Below are 24,691 nucleotides of genomic sequence, written 5' to 3' on the forward strand. Positions count from 1 at the left end.
AACGTCGGTGTCACATTTCTCGCCGAGAATCTCGCCACACCGACTTCCGCCGCCAACGGTGACGACGGATACGGATAACGACAAACATCGAATTACAACGACGGTCGTTGTTAAGGCCATCTGACAATGAGGAGAACTTCATGAAACGCAGTCTTTTCCCACATGGACTTTTGTCTGTCGCCGTGATGTCGGCGATGGGTGTGGCGCCGATGGCCATTGCTCAGGAAACCAGCACCGCCATTCGCGGTATCGTGACCGGTGCGGATGGCCAGCCAGTGGATAATGCCAAGGTCATCGCCATTCATACCCCGTCCAACAGCCGTCGTGAAATTCTCTCCAGTGAATCCGGCCGCTTCAGTCTGAATGGCCTGCGTGTGGGTGGGCCCTACACTATCCGCGTGGAGTCGGACGAGGGCGAAGAGGTTCTGAATGACATCTACCTGAGCCTGGGCTCACCGCTGACTCTTCCCATTGACCTGGGTGCGTCAGGCCCTGAATTGAATGCGGTTGAAGAGGTGGTCGTGGTTGGCGAGGTTCAGACTTACACCAACCGCGGTTCCAGTGGTGTCTTTGGTGAAGATCAGATTGCGAACACCGCCACTTTCAGTCGTGACATCAAAGAGGTGATTCGCGCCAATCCGCTGGCGTCAGTCAGCCCTGATGGCGTCGAGCTGAGCATCGCCGGCAGCAATCCACGCTACAACTCCATCACCATCGACAGCGTGGGCATCAACGATACCTTCGGCCTCAACTACAGTGGTTATCCTACCACCCGTCCACCCATTGCCCTGGATTCCGTGGAGCAGCTCTCCGTTGAGTACGCGCCCTTCAATGCGCGCAAGGGCAAGTTTTCCGGTGGCAATATCAATGCCGTAACCAAGTCCGGTACCAATGAGTTCCATGGCAGTGCATTCTTCGAATCCGTGCCCTGGACTGGAACTGCGAAAGACGACAAATTGTCAGAAGACGGCTCGGTAACTGAGTACGATATCGACAACGAAGAGGAAACTGTGGGCCTCACGTTCAGCGGCCCCATCCTTCAGGACAAACTGTTCTTTTTCACTTCCTATGAAAAATGGGAAGAGGAACTGGTGTTCAATTACGACCTGGACTCGCTGGCCGGACACCAGGTTACTACCGCAGAGCGGGACCGGGTTCTGCAGATTATGCAGGATGTATACGGCGTGAGCGACGGCATCGGCGCGGCGCCATCTCCCGATAGCGACGAAAAACTGCTGGTAAAACTTGACTGGAACATCAGCGACGACCACCGCGCCGACTTCACTTACAACAAGCAGGAAGGCAAGGCCGGTCGCAACTACACCGATGACAATGGAACTCTCCGCCTCTCGTCCAACTTCCGCGTAGCCGCGGAGGACAACACCTTCTACTCGGCACACCTTTTTTCCGATTGGAGCGATGCCTTCAGTACCGAGGTGAATCTTTCCTACAAGGACTATGCGCGCAGTTCCGTGAACAGTTCCAACTGGGGAGAAATCAATATCCAGACCGAGGACGGCAGTATTGTTGCCGGCCAGGACGACAGTTACCAGGCGAATGAACTGGCCAACGAGGTCTGGACCTTCGGTGTGCATGGCACCTATCTGGCGGGTGATGTCCAGTACCGTTTTGGTGCGGAAATGGAAGACACCTGGAACTACAACCTCTACGGCCGCAATGCCGACGGTACCTGGTACTTCGATAGCATCGACGATTTTGAAAATCAGGTTATCGGCGACTTCACCTATGGCAATGCCTACACCAATGATATTCAGGACATAGCCTACGACGTCAGCGCTACCACTTACGCCCTCTACGGCGAGGCTACTCTGGAACCCTTCGCCGGTTTCGAACTGGTGGCCGGTTTGCGCTATGAAACCCAGTCTGTCGACAGCACCCCGGGTCTGAACCAGAACTTCCTGGATACCTACGGTTATGCGAATACCGAGAACCTGGACGGCCGCGATATCTGGCTGCCGCGTGTCGGCTTCACCTGGGACCTGCGCGACGATCTGACCCTGCGCGGCGGGGTGGGTCGATACAGTGGCGGTACGCCGTTGGTGTGGATTTCCAATGCCTACACCAACGATGGCACCACGCTGGACTCCGTTACTCTCAGCAGCCTGGATCCGGGTTTGGTGGATTTTACGCGTGTGCCCCAGTTGGCCATGGACGCCTTGGCCGCCGGTACCGGTAGCACCAACAACATAGATCCCAACTTTGAGCTGCCATCGGACTGGCGCTATCAGTTGGCCGCGGACTACGCCTTCGATATTCCCGGCGTGGGCGAGGATTTCAACTGGACGACGGAACTGACCTACACGGACCGCCAGGACTCCGTGTACTGGCGCGACCTGTCGCGGGTAGACAGCGGCAACAGAACCGTGGACGGGCGCATTATCTGGGACAATGTCTACACCGGCACTGAGCTTGAAGGCAACTACGATCTGGAACTGACCAACGTGGACGATGGTGGCCGGAGCATCATCTGGACCACCTCACTGGATAAGGCCTTCGACAACGGTCTCTCTTTCAACCTGTCCTATACCAATCAGGACATTACCGAGGTCAACCCGGGCACCAGTTCCACCGCCACATCCAACTACCAGTACGAGGTGACGGAGAACCGCAACGAACCGCTCGAGGGTACGGCCTACTACGAAGTAGAACATCGCTTTGTGCTGAACCTGGGCTACCGCACGGAATTTGTGCCTGGTTACGCCACCAACTTTAACCTGTTCTGGGAGCGCCGCTCCGGGCGCCCATTCTCCTGGGTGCTGGGTTCTTATCGGGATGACGATCTCGGCGACCAGAGCGCGTTCTACCAGTCTGACGTCTACCTGCCCTATATCCCCACTGGCGCGGACGATCCCGCGGTGGATTTCGCCAGCGGTCTGAGCTACGAGGAGATCATGGCATTTGCGGAGGCGGCAGGTGTGGCTGGTTATGCCGGTGGTTATGTCGACAAGTACTCCGGCACCCAACCCTGGGTAACCACCATGGACCTGGCCATTACTCAGGAAGTGCCTGGGTTCCTGCCGGAGCACCGCGGTATCCTTTACTTCACCATCGACAATTTCGCTAACCTGCTGAACGATGACTGGGGTAAGGTTTACGACCTCGAGTTTCCGCAAAAGCTGCTGTATGACTACGACGTAAACGCGAATGGTCAGTACGTCTACCATGCACCCTTTGGTGGCACGAATGATGATGGTTCCCTGAATGCCAACAACTATGGCCGGTTCCGCGCCGAGCAATCCACCTGGCGTGTGAAACTGGGCCTGAAATACAACTTCTGATCACGGTATCCGTCATTGCTTCAAAGCCGGCGCATCAGCGCCGGCTTTTTTGCTTGAATCCCTGCAGGGACCGCACGGTTCCAGCTTCTTAACATTCCGCATCAGAAAATCACAACCATTCCGGAGCAACCATGGCCAAACAGAAACTACATTCGCAAGGCATCGGTTTTTACACAGCATTGCTGGTGGCACTGCTACTGATTTCCGGTTGCACACCTGAAACGCCCGCAGCGCAATCCGACGAGCCTGTGCGCCTCACCCTGTTGCACACCAACGACAATCACGGCCGCTTCTGGCCCAACCAGTACGGCGAGTACGGTATGGCCGCGCGCAAGACCCTGATCGACAGAATTCGCGCGGAAGTGGAGGCGGATGGAGGCTACACCCTGCTGTTGTCCGGTGGCGATGTGAATACCGGTGTGCCGGAGTCCGACATGCAGGATGCCGAACCGGATTTCAGAGGCATGAGCCGCATGGGGTACGACGCCATGGCGGTGGGCAACCACGAGTTTGATAATCCACTCGAGGTCATCAGGAAACAGCAGACGTGGTCCAGTTTTGATTTTCTGTCAGCGAATATTTACGACGGCAGTGGCGAGCGTCTGTTCAAACCCTACCGGATTTTCAATAAAGGTGGTGTACGTATCGCGGTCGTCGGACTGATTACCGAGTCCACCCGTTTTATCGGCAACCCGGAATACGTCGAGGGGCTTGAATTTGTCTTACCGGAAAAAGAGATGGCCACGCTGTTGCCAGAACTGAAGCGCCAGGCGGACGTGGTGATCGCGCTCACTCATATGGGGCACGAGATGCAATCCATCGGTACAGATGTCGCCCTCGCCAAAGCCGTCGATGGCATCGACCTTATCGTCGGCGGCCATTCACAGCAGCCGGTGTGCACCGATAGCGAGGGCGCGTTGCTTGCGGATTATCAACCGGGAGCGCCCTGCAAGCCCGACTTCGAAAACGGCACCTGGATCATGCAGGCGCACGAATGGGGAAAATATGTCGGCCGCGCGGACCTGGTCATCGAAAAGGACTCTGTTCAGCTCGTCGATTACCAGTTGATTCCCGTCAACCTGAAAACCGGGCGAGATGAACATGCGGAAATGGTCCAGGCCAGTATCCCTCCGGATGCGGAATTGCAGGCCTTTCTTCAGGACTTTCAAGACAAAGGCGGCGAAGCCTTGCGCCAGGTCATTACCCGTGCGGAAGCAACCTTTGACCGCCGCGACAAACGCCGTCCCTCCAACGTCAGCCCGCTGGGCAGCCTGATCACCCAGGCATTCAGGCAGTTTTCCCGCGCGGATATCGCCATTACCAACAGCGGTGGTATTCGAGACAACCTGTATGAGGGCGATGTCACGGTCAAATCGCTGATGCAGGTCATGCCCTTTGCCAATACCGTCGGTTATGTGGACTTAAATGGCGAAGAGCTACAGCAGTATTTCGAGGCGATCGGACTGTCGGGTGGCAACCAGCGTGGCATACAGTTTTCCGGTATGTCGTTTACAACCGATGGAGACATTATTGTCGGCGATGAAAACCAGCCGCTGGACCCGGCAAAGATATACCGACTGGCGACAAACAGTTTCCTCGCCGCCGGCGGTGATGGTTATCCGTCTCTATTGGATAAGCCAACCTATGTGAACAGCGGGGTTGTGGACTTTACCACGGTGCAGCAACTGCTGGCCGGAAGGGAGAGTATATCGCCGGCACAATTCTGAAGCATGTTGCCGCCGATGGCTTTGAGCGGAGGTCCCGCGAGCGCGGGGCTTCTCTATGCTGTCAGACGGCGGCCAGCTCTTTACCCAATGCATCCGGTTCCCGGGCGGTAAAGCCGCGGGTTTCCAGTGCAAAGGCAACTCGCAGGCACAGGTCTTCCCGCCAGGGCGCAGCGATGATCTGAACACCAATCGGCAGGCCGCTTTCTTCATCCAGCGTTGGCACCACACAACTCGGCAGACCGGCAGCGGAAATGGGCTGGGTAAAGTAACCCAGGTTCGCACGCAGGGGTTGTGCTTCGCCCTGGATGGTCAGGATTTTTTCACCCATGCGGGGCGCCACACAGGGCGTGGCCGCGGCGACAATCACATCCACATCACGGAATACTTCCGCCGCTTTTCTGGCGTACCAGTGCCGCACCTGTTGTGCGCGTGCATACCAGCTGGCCGGCAGCAGGGCGCCGGCGATAAAACGATCGCGGGTATCCGGATCAAAGTCCTGGGGGCGAGTGCGCAGACGCGGCAAATGCAGACGGCTGCCCTCCACATTGGTAATCAGGTAGGCCGCACAGCGGCCCTCCTGGGTGCCGGGTATCTCCACCTCCGATGTGCAATTCAGCGCGCGGCAGACTTTGTCTACCGCACGCGCCGCCGGGGGATAGCTTTCCAGAGAAAAGTAGCCGCCGGCGCGTCTGATTCTCAGGTTTTCCAGGCCTCGCTCCAGTGCGCCGATACAGTCCAGTGCCGGCCGGTCGGCACAGGCGTGGTCACTGTTGCTGTAGCCTTGCATTACGTCGAACGCGAGGGCCAGATCGCGGCTGGTACGCGCCATGGGTCCCAGGTGATCGAGACTGTCGCTGAAAGGATAGGTGCCGCTGCGGGGCAGGCGGCCGTATGTGGGTTTGAGGCCGAAAATTCCGCAGAAAGAGGCGGGCACACGGATCGATCCGTTGGTGTCGGACCCCAGTGCCAAAGGCACCAGCGTGCCACCCAGCGCGCTGCCGGATCCGGAGGACGAGCCTCCGCTCATACGCGCGGTGTCCCAGGGGTTGGCGCAGTTGCCGTAGTGCGCGTTTTCGCCGGTAAAGTCGTAGGCGTATTCCCCCATGCCGAGGGCGCCGATCAGTATTGCCCCCTCCGCTTCCAGGCGGCGGATCAATAGCGCATCGTCCCGTGCGGGCGCGTGGTCGGCATTGATGGCGGAGCCTGCGAGCGTGGGGAGGCCGCAGATGTCGAACAGATTTTTTACCGCGAAGGGGACGCCGGCGAGCCTCCCCGGCTTTTTTCCCCGCGCCAGTTGCGCGTCGATGTGTGCTGCCCGCGCCGTCGCCCGCTCCGCCAGCACGGCGGTAAAGGCGTTCAACGCAGGGTTCATTCGGGCGATGCGCGCGAGGAACATATTCACCACTTCGCGCGCACTGAAGTGGCCGGCGCTGACCCCTGCGGCAATATCTCCTGCGCTGGACAACGGTAGATCACTCACGATGTGGTCTCGGTAGTTGTGCGCTCCCCACCGCTATCCGGCGTGAACGTGCCGGCCAGCACCAGGCTGTCCGGGTCCAGGTCGGCGGCCTCGATAATATCCGCCATACGCGCTGCATTCGCCAGGTGCAGGCAGACACCGGCTTTCCACTCCTCGCGCACGGGAATATCTAGGATTGTCTGCATTAATTCCAGGTAGGCCGGCGGATCAATAGCATTTTTATTCGGCATGATTTTGTCCTTTGCGGTGAATCAATCCACGCCATCGCACAGCAACATATCGCACTGATAGCTGTTGTTCCGCCGCATATTGTGAATATCCGCAAGCGCGGGGTCCGCGAGCCAGGCCTGGGCCCTTTCGCGGCTCGGATACTGCATGATCACAATGCGCTCGGAAGACCAATCGCCGTCCAGCGTCTGCGGTTTACCGCCGCGTACCAGGTAGCGGCCGCCGTAATGCGCAACCGATGGGGTGATCAGCTCGATATAGCGACGGTACTCGTCCGGATTCCTGATTTTGATATCCACGATAACGAATGCGCTCACAGCGGTCTCCTTAACGTACTTCGCCGCAGCGCGACGGGTGATGGTGCTTGTGCCAGTGTCGGGCGACGTCCTCGCGCCGGCAGACCCAGACTGCGGACTTTTCCCCAATGTATTGCAGGAAGCGCTTCAGCCCCTGCAGCCGCCCGGGGCGGCCGGCAAGGCGACAGTGCAGGCCTATATTCAGCATTCTGGGATGGCTGGCTCCCTCTTCGTAAAGGGTGTCGAAAGCGTCCTTCAGGTAGGTGAAGAACTGTTCACCGGTATGGAGTCCCTGTGCGGTGGCGAAACGCATGTCATTGCAGTCCAGGGTGTAGGGAATTACCAGGTGAGAACCATGGGCCCCGGGCGTCCAGTAGGGCAGATCATCGGCGTAAGAATCGGAGTCGTACAGAAAGCCGCCCTGTTCCTGAATCAGGCGGCGGGTATTCGGGCTGTCGCGTCCGGTGTACCAGCCCAGCGGACGGCTGCCAGTGACCCGCTGGTGTGTTTCAATCGCCAAGGCGATCTGCGCGCGCTCTGTTTCCTCTCCCATAAACTGGTGGTCGATCCAGCGGTAACCATGGCTGGCAATTTCCCACCCCGCGTTCAGCATGGCGTCCACCGCCTGTGGGTTGCGCGCCAGTGCCATGGCGACGCCAAAAACCGTGACCGGAAAATCAAAATCAAGGAACAGCCGCCACAGGCGCCAGAAGCCGGCGCGGCTCCCGTACTCATACACGGATTCCATACTCATGTGGCGCATGGGATAGGCGCGGGCACCTATGATTTCCGAGAGAAAGGTTTCGGAGTGTGTGTCACCGTGCAGTACGCAGTTCTCCGCCCCCTCTTCGTAGTTGACGACAAACTGCACCGCAATACGGGCGCTACCCGGCCAGCGCACCAATGGGGGCTCGATGCCATAGCCGATCAAATCGCGCGGGTAGGGGCTGTTCATGAGGTGGCTCCAAATCCACGTTTACGCTGATAGACCGAATGCAAAAAGCTGACCAAGTGGATAATTTTTTTACGCAGGCTCACTCGTATTGTAGAAGAGCGACCGGGCGGCTTCGTGGTGCCGGAGCGGCGGATGTGGCATTGTTGTGCATCGCCTGCTACAGCGTCTTGTTCCTGTGCGTGGGGGCGGCCATTCGAAGCGGCGCCGTGGTGCGTGATCAGCGGCGTTGCAACGTCGATCCTCAGCAACAGAAAAGTTAACCGTTTGGACAGGATTTGGCGCAAATGTTGCAGCCTGCAACAAAGCACAAACTCGCGCAGCGTATACAGAAAGGCAGCCAAATGGAAATCGTTGGGAATTATTCATGACAGAAATTGCCTTCACTGCCCCGCACTTCAAAGCGACCGAAGCGGGAATGGAAATTCTGCGGCGCGGTGGCTCGGCGGTGGATGCGATGGTGGCCGCCGCGGCCGCCGTCGCGGTGCACTACCCGCACATGAACAGTCTTGGCGGCGATGGTTTCTGGTTGATCCAGCGCAAGGGCGAAGCGCCCGTAGCCATCGATGCCGCCGGTTGTGCGGCCGCGGCCGTCGATCCTCAGTGGACCCCGCCGTACCGCGGCGCCGGCGCCGCGTTTACCTCTGCGGGCACCGTAGCCGGTTGGGAAGTGGCGCGGACTTATATCGGGCAATTTACCCAGCTTGAGCCGTTGGAAACCCTTTTTGCCGAGGCGCGCCGGGGCTGTGAGAACGGCATCGAGGTGACCGACAGCCTGGCTACTGCACTGCGAATATGTGAGGGTGAGGGCTGCGGGGATATACGACAACTTTATTACCCCGATGGAAAACTTCCGTCTGTGGGCGCGCGGCTGTGCAATCCGCGCCTGGGACAACTTTTCGAACGGCTCGCGGCGGAGGGGCTGGACGGCTTTTACCGCGGCACGCTGGCAGAGGATATCGGCGCGGCGCTTGAGTGTGCCGGCAGTTTATTGCGGGCAACAGACTTCTACGATTACCGCGCCCGCCTGCAATCACCCCTCAGTGTACAGATCTCGCGCGCGCAGTTGTTCAATCTCGGGGCGCCCACTCAGGGTATTGCATCGCTGCTGACTCTCGCGATTTACGACCAGCTGTATAAGGCATCCTGGAGTGAACTGCAGCGGGTACACCACCTGATTGAGGCCACCAAACAGGCCTTCCGGGTGCGCGATCGCGAAGTGGCTGATCCGGCCTGCCTGAGCGAACAGTGGGATCAGCTGTTGCAGCCCGGGTATATCCGCGGGTTGGCCGCGGAGATCCGGGGGGACAGGGCGCAACCCTGGGGCAAAGTGGCGGAGCCCGGCGATACCGTATGGATGGGAGCGCTGGACGGCGACGGCACACTGGTAAGTTTTATCCAGAGTATCTACTGGGAGTTTGGCTCCGGGCTGGTGCTGCCGGAACTGGGGCTGGTATGGAACAACCGCGGCCTGGGCTTTTCCCGCGATCCTTCTTCCCGCAATTGTCTAGCGCCGGGGAAAAAACCATTCCACACACTGAACCCGGCGATGGCAAATTTCGCCGATGGCGGTCGCGCGGTCTACGGCACCATGGGGGGCGAGGGGCAACCGCAGACCCAGGCAGCCGTTTTTACCCGCCGTTTTTATCAGGGGCTGCCGCTGGCGGACGCCATAGCCGAGAGCCGCTGGTTGTTAGGGCGGACCTGGGGCGAGGCGTCTGTGGATCTGAAAATGGAACAGGCGCTCTACCAGCGGATCGGGCCGCAGCTTGCGGCATTGGGGCACGAGATACGGCCGGTGTCGAATTGCAATGAAATGATGGGGCACGCCGGCGGTATTTACATTGATGCCAGCGGTCGCGTCGAATGTGCCACAGATCCGCGCAGCGATGGCCTGGCACTCTGTGAAACCCTGGGTTAGAGAAAAGACGGTTAGATTGATGTCGAAAAAAATATTTTCCATTTTCTCAGCGGGAATAATTTACCGCGCAGCCATGGCATGAGTACTCAGTGATGTGGAATCCCGGCAAGCAGAATATGAACGGCTTCGTGCCTCCGCCCCGGCTGCTGATGGGCCCCGGGCCCATTAGCTGTCATCCGCGCGTACTGCAGGCCATGTCACAGCAATTGGTGGGCCAGTTCGATCCGTCCATGACCGCGTGCATGAACGACACCATGGCTCTCTACCGCGATGTATTCCGCACCCGAAACCACTGGACGTTTATGGTGGACAGCACCGCCCGCGGTGGCATAGAGGCGGCGCTGGTGTCTTTGCTGAAACCTGGCGAGCGTGTGCTGGTACCGGTAATTGGCCGTTTCGGCCTACTGCTGAAGGAAATTGCCGAGCGCGTCGGCGCCGAGGTGCATTGCATCGATGTCGAGTGGGGGCGTGTCGCCGAGCCCGGGCAGGTGGCAGCGGCCATTGATCGTTTCAAACCTCAGCTAGTTGCGCTGGTACAGGGAGACACGTCCACAACCATGTGCCAGCCACTTGCGGAAATTGGCCAACTATGCCGGGAGAAGGGGCTGCTCAGTTATTGCGATGCCACGGCGTCCATCGGAGGCAACCGGTTCCTGACCGACGAGTGGGGTATTTCCGCGGTGTCTGCCGGCCTACAGAAATGTCTCGGTGGCCCGTCCGGCATTGCGCCCATCACTCTCAATATAGACGCGGTGGAAAGAATCAACCGCCGCCGTCATGTCGAGGCGGGGATACGCGCCAGCCACCACCGCAATGCCGCCGGTGCGCGTATCGGCTCGAACTATTTTGACCTGGCGATGATCATGGATTACTGGGGGGAGGAGCGGCTCAATCATCACACGGAGGCAACCAGCATGCTGTACGCCGCGCGGGAGTGCGCGCGCCTGTGGCTGGAAGAGGGGGGCGACAACGTCATCGCTCGACACCAGCGCGCCGGCGCCGCCATGGCTGCTGGTCTTGAAGCCATGGGGCTGCGGTTGTTCGGCGACTCGCATTACCGCATGAACAACGTGACGGGCGTCTATATTCCACTGGGTGTGGATGGCGAAAAAGTCCGCGCGCAACTGCTGCAGGAGTTTGCTATAGAAATCGGAACCTCCTTCGGGCCGCTGCACGGGCGCATCTGGCGCATCGGCACCATGGGCTACAATGCGCGCATTGACGCGGTGCTGCAGACACTGGCGTGCCTGGAACAGGTGCTGCTCCTGAACCGGGTAACGGTCAATGCCGGCGATGCCGTTGCCGCGGCCCTGGATATTTTCAAATCGTAGAACCTGCCTGCCGTGGACCCGGCAAGCAAAGATTTCGTCTGCAGGGGGATGGCCACAAGTTGCGTGTTTTTTAGGAAACCATGATGATAAGCGAACAAAACCGTTTTGAAGATTGGCTCCGTGCTGCGCCCAAAGCAGAACTGCACCTGCACCTGGACGGTACCCTGGGAGCGGGTCGCCTGCTGCAATTGGCGGATAAAAACAATGTGCCGCTGCCCTACAACACACTGCAAGAACTGGAAGCGGCCTATCATTTTGAAAACCTGCAGAGCTTCCTCGATCTCTATTATCTCGGTGCTTCCGTGCTGCGCGAGGAAGAGGATTTCTATGCGCTGATGATGGATTATCTGCTGCGCTGCCGGAAAAACAATATCGTGCATACGGAAATCATGATCGAACCGCAGACCTACCTGCCCAACGGTATCGACTTCCCGGTGTTCATGGCCGGATTCCAACGCGCGGTGATGGAGGCCCGCAGCCGCTGGGGGCAGTCGGTGCAACTGATCCTCAGTTTCCTGCGTCACCTGCCGGAGTCGGCGGCTCTGGATGTGCTGGACAAGGCCGAAAACTACCGCGATGACTTTGTCGCCATCGGTCTCGCCAGCAGCGAGCAGGGCAACCCACCACAGAAATTTACCGAACTCTATCGCCGTGCCCGGGAGCGCGGCTATCGTCTCACCGCTCACGCCGGAGAGGAGGGGCCGCCCGCATTTATCCGCTCTGCACTGGAAGACCTGACGGTAGAGCGTATCGACCACGGTGTGCGTTGCCTGGAGGACGACACATTGGTGGAGGTGCTGCGTGAGCGACGCATTCCTCTCACTGTCTGTCCGCTCTCCAATGTGCGCCTTTGCGTGTTTCCCACAATGAAGCAGCACAACATCCTGCAGCTGTTGGCGCGCGGATTGGTGGTGACAGTCAATTCCGATGACCCGGCCTATTTCGGTGGCTATTTGAACGACAACTTCATCGCTCTCCACCGTGCGCTGAATCTCAACCGCAGCCAGGCACTGCAGATGTTGCGCAATGGCTTTGAGGCGAGCTTCCTTGCGACGGCGGAAAAGTCGGAACGGTTGAAAAAACTCAACGACTTTGCGGAGGCGTCGTGAGTGTCGGGCGACTACTGCAACGCTGTGAACTGCTCGCATCCATTACCGCTATCGAAGGTGGTATTTGTCGCACCTACCTCACGGAAGAGCATCGCCGCTGCAACCGGCAGGTGATGCAATGGATGCGGGAGGCCGGTATGGAAACTCATACCGACGCCGCCGGCAACTGCTGGGGCCACTATGCGGGCAGCGATATGGATGGGCAGACTCTGTTGCTCGGGTCGCATCTGGACACGGTTCCAGGGGCCGGCCGTTACGACGGTATCCTCGGTGTGCTGGCAGCCATCGAGGTCGTTGCGCGTTTCCATCGTCGCGGCAGGCGCTTTCCTTTTCATATCGATGTGGTGGGATTTGCCGACGAGGAGGGGAGTCGCTTCGGTGCCACCCTGTTGGGCAGTCGCGCCGTCGCCGGTCTGTGGGATTCAGCACTGTTGGCGCTGTGTGACGCTGAGGGTGTATCCATGGCCGAAGCGTTCGTCGAGTTTGGTCTCGACCCCGCAAAGGTTGCCACGACCTCCCGCGCTGGCGCGCGGCTGCTGGGATACTGGGAGCTGCATATCGAACAGGGACCGGTGCTAGAGGAACTCGATTTGCCACTGGGGGTGGTGAGCGCCATCGCCGGCGCGCGACGATGCCTGTTTACACTGCAAGGCAGCGCCGGTCATGCCGGTACGGTGCCTATGACTATGCGCCGCGATGCGCTATTGGCGGCGGCGGGTGCCGTGCAACTTGTCGACGCGGTCGCGCGCCGCTGTGGCGTGGTGGCAACCGTTGGAAACATCGAGGTGTGGCCGGGTGTGGTCAACGTGATTCCCGGGCGCTGCGAGTTTACTTTGGATATCCGCAGTGGCGAAGACCAGCTTCGCGACCGCGCACTGGCGGAAATCATAGACGGCATTGATGCCCTCTGTGATCGCTCGCAGGTGGCGGTGACGTATCGCGAGATTCACAGCGCAGCTGCGGTGGCTTGCGCTGCGCGGCTGCGCGAGGCCGGCAGCCGCGCCCTGGCACGCTGTGGGCTTCAGGACTTTTCCCTGCCCAGTGGCGCCGGGCACGATGCCATGGCCATGGCAGCCATAACCGATGTGGGTATGCTGTTTTTACGCTGTGCGGGGGGAGTCAGCCACCACCCGGAGGAATCCGTCGACGCCGCCGATGTGGCGTTGGCACTGGATGTGCTCGAGGCGGCGGTGGAGGAGACGTGGGAGCACGCCTGATCTCTTGCGCCGAGGTGAATTGCTATTTGAGAACGCCATGCAGGATCAGGCGAATTACATCCTCGATTGCTTCTTCCCGTTGCACTTTTGTCAGGCGCTTGTTGTCGTTCAGAATCCGGATTTGGTAGTCGTAGTCGGCGTAGTATTGCGTCGTTGCCCAGATCATATTCAAAAGGCTCTGCGGACTGACCGCCTGGATTCTGCCTTCGTCGATCCAGGACTGTATCCGCTGAAGCACGGTGACATCGCAGGAAATCAGCGCCTTGCGGATCTCTTTGCCCATTACCGGGCCGCCCTGAATAACCTCGAGCGCCCACATCCGGGAGCCCTTGGGGCGAGAAAAGGAGTGCTCCATTTTTGCTCGAATATAAGAGCGCAGCACTTCCTCCGGGTCTGATGAGTGATTGAATATCTCTGCATCCTTCTCCCAGCCTTCGAGAACATCCCGCAGTACCACGGTATAGAGATCGGCCTTGGTCTTGAAGTAGTAGTGCACATTTGCCTTGGGCAGACCGGCCTTGTCGGCGATTTCCTGGGTGGATGTTCCGTTAAACCCTTTTTCCGAAAAGAGCACTTCTGCCGCGGCGATAATCTGGCGGGTGTTGGCTTCGCGAATGTCTGATTTTCTTGCAGTGCCGGGCTTTTTTCTGTCGGGCATAAATGTCTGGCCATACTGGGAAATGATAGCGGGCCATTCTCTCACAAGCGCCCGCAAGCGGCTATTTGGTGGTGCCGAACAGGCGATCCCCCGCGTCGCCAATGCCAGGCAGGATATACCCTTTGCTGTTGAGCTCCCGGTCCAGGGCCGCCGCGTAAACGGTGACGTCCGGATGTCTTTCCGCGAGTACGGTCAGCCCTTCGGGAGACGCCAGCAGGCAGATAAAACGGATGTTCTTCGCTCCGTGGCGCTTGATTTTGTCGATGGCAGCACAGGCGGAGTGGCCTGTGGCCAGCATTGGATCCACTACCAGGCAGAGTCGGCTGGATAATTGCTTGGGCGCCTTGAAAAAATATTCCACCGCTTCCAGTGTCTCGCTGTCCCGGTAGAGGCCGATATGACCGATGCGCGCGGAGGGCACCAGTTCCAACAGTCCGGACAACAGCCCGTCGCCGGCGCGCAGGATGGAAAAAAAGCACAGTTTCTTGCCCGAAAGCGTGGGCGCTTCCATTTCTTCCAGCGGCGTCTCGATGTTTTTGCTGCTGAGCGGCAGGTCTCTTGTTGCCTCATAACCCATCAGCAGGCTGATTTCTTTCAGCAGAAGGCGGAATTTTCCGGATGTCGTCTCGCGATCCCGCATGATAGTCAGTTTGTGCTGAATAAGCGGGTGGTCGATCAGTACGAAATTATTGTTCATTTGTGTATGCCCCTTGTTATTCCAGTTTATCTCGGGCCGGCAGCCAGGCGGGTCGCCGGAGCGTCAAACGGTGATTATCCGGGCCGGGTAGTATTCGGGCGCCACCCCCGGTGCAATAGAGGATAGCAGGGTGGTCACCATCGCCCGTTGACTGATTGTCGCGGCGGACTCTACCAGTGCACAACGTGCAAGCTTGCGGGAAATATCCTGTGCGGCGCCGGGGCCGCATGCCATGCGGAAATTGGACAGCGCGGCGTGTAACGGCGACAGGCCGGGATTGTGCGCGGCATTTTCCGCATAGCTGCCGGAAAATATTGAGCCATCTTTGAACTGCAAGGCACAACCGGAATGGTTGCCGGTATAGGGCGCATAGGAAAAACACGCCGCGTCCAGTGCCCTTAGAATCAGGTGGTCGCGGTTATCTCTTTGCAGCCTCAGCGGTTGAGGCGTGCTGGTCGCCGCCATCATATTGCCCTTCTGGCCGAGATCCATGGGGCCGAATGCGCCGGGAAGCAGTTCGGAAATATCCAGTTCGCAGTGATTATTTCGGGGGCCGCCGGGAAAGAGAATGCTCAGGGTGCCGCAACCGTGCAGTTCGTAAAGAAACTGCCGGCAGTGACCGCAGGGCGGAGCGGATACTGCCAGGCTGGTCAGGCCGGGTTCGCGATTCGTCCAGGCGTTGGCTACCGCGGCCTGCTCCGCGTGGAGGCTGTAGCACAGCGCCTGCTGTGGGAATTCCATGTTGGCCCCCAGGTAGAGCGCGGAAAATCCATTGCTGTTGCGCCGCTGGCCACGGGCAACGGCGCCGACACGGAAACTGGAGACCGGCGCCACCCCAAAAGCCGCCGCCAATGGCACCAGCTTCAGCATCAGGGTTTCGCTGTCTATGTCCAGATCCTCGCAGATACGGAATACCTGATCCGCGCGCATGACTCCGCTGCCGGCTACCTGTCGCAATTCCATGTGAAGCCGCGGGGGGAACTCGTTTAGTGCTGCCCCGATACTCGGGCAGTTATCTTGCCAGTTGGTTTGCATGTCGCTGTCGGAATTACAGGGAGGTAAAAAATCCGGCGAGCGCTGCGCTCATCAGATTGGCGAGGGTGCCAGCCAGGACGGCTTTCAGCCCCAGCCGCGCGATTTCCGGCCGGCGCAATGGCGCCAGGCTGCCGAGACCACCGAGCAATATGGCGATGGAGGAAAAGTTGGCAAAGCCGCACAAGGCAAAAGTCACTACAACCTGAGCGTGGGGAGACAGTGCCTCTTTGTGACTGACGAAATCCGCATAGGCGACGAATTCATTAAGTACCAGCTTTTGCCCGATCAGACTGCCGGAAGTGATGCTTTCCGACCAGGGAATCCCGAGGATATAGGCAATGGGTGAAAAAACGGCGCCGAGGATGCCCTGCAAAGTCACTTCGGGCAGACCGAACCAACTGAAAACACCTCCGATGGCACCGTTAATCAATGCGATCAGCGCGATAAAGGCGATCAACATGGCGCCGATATTGAGTGCCAGTTGCATGCCACTCAGCGCACCGCTGGCTGCGGCATCAATGACATTGGCAGGGCGATCGCGCTCGTCAAAGACAATGTCCCGCGGCGTATCCCGCAGACTCTCCTCCTCCGGAATCATCAGCTTTGCCATCAGCAGACCGCCCGGTGCGGCCATGAAGCTGGCGGCGATCAGGTATTTCAGATCGACGCCCATATTGGCGTAGCCCACCAGCAGCGAGCCCGCGATAGAGGCCATTCCTCCCACCATCACCGCAAACAACTCTGAGCGTGTCATTCCGGCAATATAGGGTCGGATAATCAGGGGAGCCTCGGTCTGACTGACAAATATATTGGCGGTGGCGGATAGGGATTCGGTATGCCCGGTGCCCAATACGCGGTAAAAGAAGGTGCCGATAACGCCCACAATCTTCTGCATGATGCCCAGGTAGTAGAGAACGGCTACAAGCGACGAGAAAAAAATCAGAACCGGGAGCACGTTAAAGGCAAAAATAAAACCGAGTTTCTGCTTGCCCAGATCACCGAACAGAAAGCCGATGCCGGCGTCCGCGTAGTTGATGACATGCTGGACGCCCTCAGACAGCGATGCGAGGGCGGATTGCCCAGCGGGTATATAGAGTACAAGGGCGGCAAAACCGGCCTGTATGGCGAAGGCTCCACCGACGGTGCGTAGCTTGATGGCTTTTCGGTTTTCCGAAAACAGAACTGCGATCACCACCAGGGCAAACATGCCGATCACACTCATATACGTGCCTGCTGGAGCTGCCTGATGCCACTTTACTCTGGTTCCAGAGCGGGGAGCAGACAGCTCAGGTTATTGATTATTTTGACCTTGGTGTGGACGCCGAAATTAGCAAAAGCGGATTATCCGGTCAATTTTCCAGGTTTCGCAAGGGCTCTGTGATCACTCGCGGAACTCCGTACTGAAAATGCAAAAAGTGGACCAGTTGGTTAGGATTGAACTATGATGTTCGGGCCGAGAAAAAAGCTGCAGTAAAACTGTAACAAACAGGGATCGAACAACAGGGATCATACGAAGATGCTGGCCCAGGAAATCATTCACGCGAAACGCGAAGGTAGTGCCCTGTCTGCGCGGCAAATCGATTTTTTTGTCAAAGGCATGATGAATGAAAGCATTACCGAAGGCCAGGTGGCGGCATTGGCGATGGCGGTTTTCTTTCGCGGTCTAGAACGTCCCGAAGCGGTTGCGCTGACACGGGCCCTGCAGCATTCCGGCACCACGCTGGACTGGTCGGCTCTGGACCTGCCAGGGCCGGTGGTCGACAAACATTCTTCCGGCGGTGTCGGGGATAAAGTCAGCCTGATGCTGGCGCCGATGCTCGCCGCTTGCGGTACTTTTGTGCCGATGATCTCCGGCCGCGGCCTCGGCCATACCGGGGGCACCCTGGATAAAATGGACAGTATTCCCGGTTATAACACCAGTCCGGACATACCCACGTTCCAGCGGGTGGTCCAGCGGGCCGGCTGTGCCATTGTCGGCCAGACAGCGGAACTGGCTCCCGCGGACAAACGTCTCTACGGTATCCGCGATGTAACCGCTACGGTGGAATCTGTACCCCTGATTACCGCGTCCATTCTTTCCAAAAAACTCTCCGCCGGCCTCGACAGTCTGGTAATGGATATCAAAACCGGCAGTGGTGCATTCGCGGACAACTTCCCCATGGCGATAGAACTGGCTACCAGTATCGTCGAGGTAGGTCGCGGGTTGGGGTTGCCGATTTCGGCACTGATTACCGATATGTCCCAGGTTCTCGGCCCAACCGCCGGTAATGCACTGGAAGTGCGCGAAGTCGTCGATTACCTGCGCGGCGATTTTCGCGATCCGCGTCTCCACCAGGTGGTCATTGCACTCGGCGCCGAGCTGCTGCAGTTGAGCGGTCGCGCCGACGGACTTGGAGAAGGGGCTGAAATGATGGAGCGGACGTTGGAAAGCGGTGCCGCCTGCGAATACTTCGCTAAGATGGTGGTGGAGCTGGGAGGCCCGCCGGACTTGCTGGATCGCCCCGATAAACATCTGGCCTGCGCGCCAGTCGTAGTGCCCGTATTTTCTCAAGATGTTGGCAGCATTGTTGAAATTGACGTGCGCGCTATTGGCAATACCGTGGTCGAACTGGGTGGCGGTCGCCGTCGCGCCTGTGATCCAGTGGATCACCGGGTCGGCCTGAGCGACATTCGCGCCCTCGGCGACACCATTGATGCCGGCACACCGCTGGCGATGATCCACGCGGCCAGCGAAGCAGACGCGGAAAGAGCCCGGTTACGTCTGTGCCGCGCGTTCCGTTTGGGCGAGCGCACCGATGTGAAGCAACAGCCGGTGATCCTGGAGCGGCTCGCCGGGTGCGGAGTCTGTTGATATGTCCGCGATCGCACCGGCCCAGGCTGGCGAGGCACCGCGCGCGTTTATTCTGGTGATGGACTCCGTGGGCATCGGCGCAACGGCCGACGCCGACCAGTTTGGCGATGCCGGTGCCAACACCCTGGGGCATATTATTGCCGGTTGCCGCCGCGGGCAGGGCGATCGGGAAGGTCTGCGCCAAGGCCCGTTGGCTATCCCCAATTTGTTGCGTCTTGGACTGGGGCATGCCCTGAAAGAGTGCGGCGGTGCCGCCGTCGCCGATATTGAATTGCCTCCCGCCGTCGCCGCGGCCTACGGCCATTGCGCCGAAGTCAGCGCCGGCAAGGACACGCCAAGCGGCCACTGGGAAATAGCCGGCCTGCCGGTAACCTTCGACTGGACCTGTTTCCCCGACACTGTGCCCGCTTTCCCAACGACACTGACGGATGAGCTGATCCGCCGCGGTGGTCTCCCCGGCATTCTCGGCAACTGCCACGCTTCTGGCACCGCGATTCTTCGGGAATTGGGTGAGGCGCATATTCAAAGCGGTAAGCCAATCGTGTACACCTCGGCGGATTCGGTCGTGCAGATCGCCGCCCATGAAATTCATTTCGGTCTTGATCGCCTGCTGTCGCTGTGTGAAACGGCGCGTGTGTTGGTGGACCCGCTGAATGTTGGCCGCGTCATTGCACGCCCCTTTGTCGGCGACAGTGCCGACGCGTTTGCACGCACTGGCAATCGCCGCGATTACACCACACCGCCGCACGGGACCACGCTGCTGGATCAGTTGCAGTGCAGCGGCGGTCAAGTCGTGGCGGTGGGCAAAATCAGTGATATTTTCGCCGGAAGGGGAATCGGAAGAAGTATCAAGGCGCACGGCAACATGGCCCTGTTCGACGCCACCCTTGAAGCTGCGGACGAGCCGCCGGAGAAACCGACACTGGTGTTCACCAATTTTGTCGACTTCGACACCCTCTACGGCCACCGCCGCGACCTGCCGGGTTATGCTGCTGCCTTGGAGGAACTGGACCGCCGTTTACCGGAACTGGAAGCGCGGTTGCGCCCCGGCGATATTGCGGTGATTACCGCCGACCACGGTTGCGATCCCACCTGGCCCGGCAGCGATCACACCCGCGAGCATGTCCCCGCACTCTTTTTTGGCCCTGGTATCAGTCCCGTCCGCCTTGGGCGGCGGCACAGCTTTGCGGACATTGGCCAGACCCTGGCAGAGTTTTTCCGGCTGCCACCTCTCAGCAGCGGCTGCTCTTTTTACTCACGCTTGAATTCGAGCGGAAGGCAACACGGATGAGTCAGAAAATGGCATCCACTCCAGACCCACACTGTTTTGCCAACCCGGGTGTACCGTTCAATCCCGAGTGGCTGGCGGATATCCATATAAACCGAAGCGCTGTGGAGCGTCGCACAGCTTGCCTTGTCGCGCGCCGTTCACTGACAAATCAATGGCAGACGGCCTGGCTGTTGAAAGCAATCAGCTGCATCGATCTGACGACACTGTCTGGCCAGGATACACCCGGCCGCGTGCGCCGCCTCTGTACCCGGGCGCGAGCACCGCTACCGGAAGTCTTGCAGAAAGCATTGGCTGTTGAATCGCTACCGCTGACCACGGGCGCCGTCTGCGTTTACCACCAGATGGTGGAAACGGCAGTGCGTGCGCTGGAAGGTAGTACTATTCCGGTGGCTGCCGTTTCTTCCGGCTTTCCCGCCGGGCTCTCACCAATGGAAACCCGCATCGCGGAAGTCACTGCCTCCGTTGCCGCTGGCGCGAGGGAAATTGACATTGTCATTACGCGCGCTCATGTACTGAACGGCGATTGGGAATCCCTTTATCGGGAGGTGCGGGCCTTTCGCACTGCCTGTGCTACGGCACACATGAAAACCATCCTCTCCACGGGCGAGCTCGGCGATCTTAACAATGTTGCCCGGGCTTCCATGGTGGCGATGATGGCGGGCAGTGACTTTATCAAGACCTCCACCGGCATGGAGTCCACTAACGCGACGTTGCCGGTGAGTCTGGTGATGTTGCGCGCAATTCGCGATTACTACATGCGAACTGGCTACCGGGTCGGCTTCAAACCCGCCGGCGGTATCACAACGGCGCGAGCGGCGCTTCACTACATGCTGCTGGTGAAAGAGGAATTGGGGGATGCATGGCTGACGCCGGCACGGTTCCGCTTTGGTGCCTCAAGCCTGCTGGGGGATATCGAGAGACAGCTGTCGCAGGGGAATGCGCTGTGCCCCTACGCTGGCGCGGAGGCGGGTTACTGATAACCCGACACATTATATTGCCGGTGTAACAGGCTGTTTTTCAGCAGCTTGTTAAAGGTCAAATCAGTGGAAGCCACAATATGCAGGTTGCGGAAATTTTTACCACCATGAGCTACGGTCCCTCCCCCGAGAGTACGGCGAATGTCGATACCTGGCTGGAGAATCGCCGGGATGGTTTTGGGCTGTTTATCAACGGCGCATGGTCTGCATCGGCGAAATCCCTGGACAGTGTTAATCCGATCAATGGTAAGCCATTGGCGAAGATTGCCTTTGCCGACGGCGCCGACGTGGATACTGCGGTAAAGGCGGCGCGCGCAGCACAACCGGCCTGGGAAAGCCTGGGTGGCCACGGTCGCGCCCGTTATCTCCACGCCCTTGCCCAGTTGCTGCGAAAACGCATGCGGGAATTTGCCGTGCTGGAATCTCTCGACAGCGGCAAGCCAATTGGCGAAAGCAGTAATGTCGATATTCCCCTTGCCATTCATCACATTCACCAGCATACAGGTTGGGCGCAATTGTGTGAGGCGGAGTTTCCCGAGCGTCGCGCGCGGGGTGTTGCGGGCCTGATTATTTCCTCGGATTACCCGTTGCTGATGGCCGCGCAGACAATCGCTCCGGCGTTGGCCGCCGGCAACAGTATCGTGCTGAAACCTTCGGAGAAGAGCAGTCTTTCGGCGCTAATGTTTGCCGAACTGTGTGAGGAAATCGGTTTGCCGCCGGGAGTGGTCAATATTGTTACCGGTGACGGTTCTACCGGCGAGTACCTGACGGATCATCCCGACGTTGACCAGCTTACTGTTGCCGGCTCTGCGGCAGTGGGCCGGAAGATTCGATATCGCACCGCTGGTAGTGGTAAAACACTGGCCCTGGATCTGGCGGGGCAGTTGGCATTTATTATTTTCGACGATGCCGATCTGGACAGCGCGGTGGAAGCGCTTGTGGATGCCGTCTGCAGCAATCAGGGGCGGCCCGGTGCAGAGCGCGTGCAACTGCTGGTACAGGAAAGCGTAGAAACGCGACTTTTGGAAAAGCTTCGCACGCGGGTAGGAAAACTGCGTGTGGGGGACCCGCTGGATCACAACACCGACCTGGCTGACAGTGTGGATTCGGCCCGGTTTGAGCGCGTCGCCGGCACGGCCGACGATAGTATTCACGAGGAACTTTTCAGACCGCTACTCAGCGTGATGAGTTTTCGTCTGCAATCTGAGGCAATGGAGCAGGCCAATCGCGGCAGTTATCACCAGACGGCCTGTGTGTGGTCGGAAAATATTGACCGCGCGATAGATCTGGCCACTGGGCTCAATGCTGCGACCGTGGGAATAAACTGCCACACCTTTTCTGTGTTCGGCGGAGAAGGCGTACGCGACCAGCTGGAAAAATACCTGCGCCCGCGGCGCGAATTTTCATCGGGCGACGCCGCCGCGGAGGAAATGCCCGCAGCCGGAGCAGCGGAAGGCGCATTCACAGAAGATTTACTTCCGATAGTCCGCGTTGGCGACTCCGGTCAGGCGGACATCCAGGGTGCGGTGAGCGCTGCAGCCAGAGCCGCAAGTGGTGTTCCCCGCAGCGGCATCCGTCGCGCGCAGGTGCTCTACCGATTGGCGGAGAATCTGAGTGAGCGGGCGGATGAGTTTTGTTGGCGTCTCGCGCGCGCCACCGGTGTAGCCGAACAGGCCGCAAAGCGTGAGGTCGACGCGAGTCTGGTGCGCTTTTTTACCTACGCTGCCTGGGCGGACAACTACGACGGCGCTGCCCGCCAGTCTGTTCAGCGCGGTATAGCGCTGGCGCTCAACCAGGCGATAGGAGTAATCGGTATTGGCTGCCCGGATCACCAGCCACTGCTGGCACCGATCTCGCTGGTGGCACCGGCACTGGCTATGGGCAATCGGGTGGTGTTGGTGCCATCCGAAGGCAATGCGCTGGCCGCGCCCGATTACCGTCGCCTGCTCGAACAGATACTGGCGCCTTCGTGTATTCCCGATGGCGTGGTCAACATCGTCACCGGTGCGCGCGACGAAATACTGCGGACGCTGGCCGCTCACAAGCAGGTGAATGGTATCTGGTATTTCGGTAGTGCGGTGGGCAGTCAACAGATCGAGCGGGCCGCCGCGGAGACCCTCACTCACACCTGGGTAAACGGCGGTAAATTCCCCGACTGGTTTTCCCGCGATGAGGGTGAGGGCCGGCACTTTCTGCGCGAGGCCAGCCGGGTCAAGAATATCTGGATTCCCGGCGGCGAATAACGTCGGCTCACTGTCCCCAGATGGACTCCACGTACTCCGGATGATCAATAAAGGGATTGCGGTTGCCCTGGAAGTAATATGCTGCGTTGTTGCGGTCGATTTCCCAGGCGCTAACCGGGTCGCTATTGTGCCAGTCGATCAGGAGTTGCACGGCCCAACTTTCGAACACCCGGTTGCTGGAGCCGTCCAGCATGGCGTCGCCGTAGCTGCTGTTATTTTCCCAGCCGGCGATGACATCCTGGTAGCGCGTGGCCATGTAAAAATAGGCTCTGGCCAGGTCGCCTTTGAATTCATCAATGGGTTCGAACACCGTACCGGTATAGCCCTGGCTTGACTGACCGCTACCCAGTTTGCTGCCGTTACTAGAGATGACGCTGATGCTCGCCACCTCTCCAAAGGGGTAACTGCTGCGCATGGCATTGACATAGCCGTCGGTGGCAAAAATGTGGTGCACGTCGGTATTCATCGGCGCTATGGCACCGCCAAACCAGGCGCGCGGAAAACTGTGCTCGCGGTTGTAGCAGTCGCCCTCGCCACTGTAGTTGCCGCACTGGTCGTTGATTGGCGTGTAATTGTAGGAATCACTGCCGCTGGGACGCTCCGCGTAGATGTCCAGGATGGAACCATCGTTTTCGTAGTAATAATCCAGATCGTTGGCCGCGTAGAAATCCCACAATTCTCCATAGGCGCGGGCCGTGTGGCCCTGGATGATGTTGTGCAGTGCCGTCTTCAGGGTATAGCCGCTCAAGCCACTGGCAGATTGGTAATAGCTGCCACCACCGCTGGAACCGCCACTCCCGGAGCCACCGCTGCTGGAACTGCTACTGCTACTGCTGGAGCCCCCACCGCTGGAGCCGGCCGGCCCAAAGGCATCCACGTAAACCACTTCCGAACCATCGAATCCCGACTGGTCGTAAAAGCGCAGCCCTACCTCAATGGTGCCGCTGCTACTGGCGGTGTAGCTGTAACTGAGCTGTTGCCACTGGCCTGTCAGCGTGTGGTTGGAGTAATCCAGATAATTATCGACGTAGAGCCGCGCGGCGACATGTCCCTCGGTATGGCGGACCCACACGGAAAAATGGTATGTCTGACCAGCACTGACAGCGACGGTCTGGCGCAGATCCGTTGATGCCTGTGTGCCGGTTGTCACCCTCACCGATGCAGCTGACGCGCCGCTGTAAACGGCGGATGTGGTCTGGCTGACGTCGATGCCAGCGTCGATCGTCGTCCAGCCGTCGGGACTGCCACTGGTCCAGTATTCAAAATCGCCGTTGGTTACATCCGCATTCGCCCACTGACTGAATGCCGCTAGAACTACAAACGCACCAAGATAATTTTTCATTACTATTTTCCTCGGGGTGAGTATTAACAAACTGTTA

General features: G+C 59.0%; 20 protein-coding genes. 10 read left to right on the plus strand and 10 right to left on the minus strand.

The window, feature by feature from the left end; translation table 11 throughout:
* The first annotated feature begins 140 nt into the window (after window positions 1-140).
* Both FDY93_RS11555 and ushA read left to right on the plus strand, forming a co-directional pair.
* Window positions 141-3,299, plus strand: a complete 3,159-nt coding sequence (locus FDY93_RS11555) for a TonB-dependent receptor (RefSeq protein WP_138235899.1) — start codon at window positions 141-143, stop codon at window positions 3,297-3,299.
* Window positions 3,300-3,430: 131 nt separating this feature from the next.
* Window positions 3,431-5,026 carry a bifunctional UDP-sugar hydrolase/5'-nucleotidase UshA gene (ushA, locus tag FDY93_RS11560; protein WP_138235900.1) on the plus strand — a complete coding sequence of 532 codons (1,596 nt, stop codon included), beginning with the start codon at window positions 3,431-3,433 and terminating at the stop codon, window positions 5,024-5,026.
* Between the two features lie 61 nt (window positions 5,027-5,087).
* On the opposite strand, the gene FDY93_RS11565 is transcribed toward ushA, so the two are convergent.
* From FDY93_RS11565 to FDY93_RS11585, 5 genes are read right to left on the minus strand one after another with little or no spacing between them, the layout of a single operon-like run.
* Window positions 5,088-6,506 (minus strand): AtzE family amidohydrolase, encoded by a 1,419-nt coding sequence (locus FDY93_RS11565; RefSeq protein ID WP_246068557.1) that lies wholly within the window; start codon window positions 6,504-6,506, stop codon window positions 5,088-5,090.
* The gene (locus FDY93_RS11570; RefSeq protein ID WP_138235902.1) at window positions 6,503-6,736 is read right to left on the minus strand and encodes a DUF4089 domain-containing protein; all 234 of its coding nucleotides are present in this window, start codon (window positions 6,734-6,736) and stop codon (window positions 6,503-6,505) included. The genes FDY93_RS11565 and FDY93_RS11570 overlap by 4 nt, the downstream gene beginning before the upstream one ends.
* A 21-nt stretch (window positions 6,737-6,757) precedes the next feature.
* Window positions 6,758-7,051, minus strand: a complete 294-nt coding sequence (locus FDY93_RS11575; protein ID WP_138235903.1) for a DUF1330 domain-containing protein — start codon at window positions 7,049-7,051, stop codon at window positions 6,758-6,760.
* Between the two features lie 10 nt (window positions 7,052-7,061).
* Window positions 7,062-7,985 carry an allantoinase PuuE gene (gene puuE / locus FDY93_RS11580; protein ID WP_138235904.1) on the minus strand — a complete coding sequence of 308 codons (924 nt, stop codon included), beginning with the start codon at window positions 7,983-7,985 and terminating at the stop codon, window positions 7,062-7,064.
* Window positions 7,982-8,326: a hypothetical protein gene (locus tag FDY93_RS11585; RefSeq protein ID WP_138235905.1), complete on the minus strand. Its 345-nt coding sequence runs from the start codon at window positions 8,324-8,326 to the stop codon at window positions 7,982-7,984. The genes puuE and FDY93_RS11585 overlap by 4 nt, the downstream gene beginning before the upstream one ends.
* Before the next feature lie 23 nt (window positions 8,327-8,349).
* Between FDY93_RS11585 and FDY93_RS11590 the strand changes: the two genes are divergently transcribed.
* The 4 genes from FDY93_RS11590 (at window position 8,350) to FDY93_RS11605 (ending at window position 13,560) form a co-directional block, all read left to right on the plus strand.
* Window positions 8,350-9,903 carry a gamma-glutamyltransferase family protein gene (locus tag FDY93_RS11590; RefSeq protein WP_138235906.1) on the plus strand — a complete coding sequence of 518 codons (1,554 nt, stop codon included), beginning with the start codon at window positions 8,350-8,352 and terminating at the stop codon, window positions 9,901-9,903.
* A gap of 92 nt (window positions 9,904-9,995) precedes the next feature.
* The gene (locus tag FDY93_RS11595) at window positions 9,996-11,234 is read left to right on the plus strand and encodes a pyridoxal-phosphate-dependent aminotransferase family protein (protein WP_246068567.1); all 1,239 of its coding nucleotides are present in this window, start codon (window positions 9,996-9,998) and stop codon (window positions 11,232-11,234) included.
* An 83-nt stretch (window positions 11,235-11,317) separates the two neighbouring features.
* A complete protein-coding gene (locus tag FDY93_RS11600; RefSeq protein ID WP_138235907.1) occupies window positions 11,318-12,343 on the plus strand; it encodes an adenosine deaminase in 1,026 nt (341 codons plus the stop codon).
* On the plus strand, window positions 12,340-13,560 hold the full coding sequence (locus tag FDY93_RS11605) for an allantoate amidohydrolase (RefSeq protein ID WP_246068558.1): 1,221 nt from the start codon (window positions 12,340-12,342) through the stop codon (window positions 13,558-13,560). Before FDY93_RS11600 ends, FDY93_RS11605 begins: the two co-directional genes overlap by 4 nt.
* Window positions 13,561-13,582: 22 nt before the next feature.
* Here the strand turns inward: FDY93_RS11605 and FDY93_RS11610 are convergent, their stop codons facing one another.
* From FDY93_RS11610 to FDY93_RS11625, 4 genes are all read right to left on the minus strand, one after another.
* Entirely contained in the window at window positions 13,583-14,218 is a 636-nt protein-coding gene (locus FDY93_RS11610; RefSeq protein WP_138235908.1) for a TetR/AcrR family transcriptional regulator, read from the minus strand.
* A 61-nt stretch (window positions 14,219-14,279) separates the two neighbouring features.
* Window positions 14,280-14,915 carry a uracil phosphoribosyltransferase gene (upp, locus tag FDY93_RS11615; protein ID WP_138235909.1) on the minus strand — a complete coding sequence of 212 codons (636 nt, stop codon included), beginning with the start codon at window positions 14,913-14,915 and terminating at the stop codon, window positions 14,280-14,282.
* 63 nt (window positions 14,916-14,978) lie between these two features.
* Window positions 14,979-15,878 (minus strand): cytidine deaminase, encoded by a 900-nt coding sequence (cdd, locus tag FDY93_RS11620; protein WP_171018967.1) that lies wholly within the window; start codon window positions 15,876-15,878, stop codon window positions 14,979-14,981.
* Between the two features lie 85 nt (window positions 15,879-15,963).
* Window positions 15,964-17,172, minus strand: coding sequence for a NupC/NupG family nucleoside CNT transporter (locus FDY93_RS11625; RefSeq protein ID WP_138235911.1), 1,209 nt, complete (start codon window positions 17,170-17,172; stop codon window positions 15,964-15,966).
* Between the two features lie 294 nt (window positions 17,173-17,466).
* Here FDY93_RS11625 and deoA point away from each other — a divergent pair, with 294 nt between their 5' ends.
* From deoA to FDY93_RS11645, 4 genes are all read left to right on the plus strand, one after another.
* Window positions 17,467-18,801, plus strand: a complete 1,335-nt coding sequence (gene deoA / locus FDY93_RS11630) for a thymidine phosphorylase (protein WP_138235912.1) — start codon at window positions 17,467-17,469, stop codon at window positions 18,799-18,801.
* Between the two features lies 1 nt (window position 18,802).
* Window positions 18,803-20,092 (plus strand): phosphopentomutase, encoded by a 1,290-nt coding sequence (locus FDY93_RS11635; RefSeq protein WP_138235913.1) that lies wholly within the window; start codon window positions 18,803-18,805, stop codon window positions 20,090-20,092.
* Complete coding sequence (gene deoC, locus FDY93_RS11640) at window positions 20,089-21,069, plus strand: deoxyribose-phosphate aldolase (RefSeq protein WP_138235914.1); 981 nt, start codon at window positions 20,089-20,091, stop codon at window positions 21,067-21,069. Before FDY93_RS11635 ends, deoC begins: the two co-directional genes overlap by 4 nt.
* A gap of 80 nt (window positions 21,070-21,149) precedes the next feature.
* Window positions 21,150-23,312 carry an aldehyde dehydrogenase family protein gene (locus FDY93_RS11645; RefSeq protein ID WP_220446176.1) on the plus strand — a complete coding sequence of 721 codons (2,163 nt, stop codon included), beginning with the start codon at window positions 21,150-21,152 and terminating at the stop codon, window positions 23,310-23,312.
* Window positions 23,313-23,319: 7 nt separating this feature from the next.
* Here the strand turns inward: FDY93_RS11645 and FDY93_RS11650 are convergent, their stop codons facing one another.
* Window positions 23,320-24,654, minus strand: a complete 1,335-nt coding sequence (locus FDY93_RS11650; RefSeq protein ID WP_138235915.1) for an endonuclease — start codon at window positions 24,652-24,654, stop codon at window positions 23,320-23,322.
* Window positions 24,655-24,691: the final 37 nt, after the last annotated feature.

Origin of the sequence: Microbulbifer harenosus (assembly GCF_005771435.1) — a bacterium.
Taxonomy (GTDB): domain Bacteria; phylum Pseudomonadota; class Gammaproteobacteria; order Pseudomonadales; family Cellvibrionaceae; genus Microbulbifer; species Microbulbifer harenosus.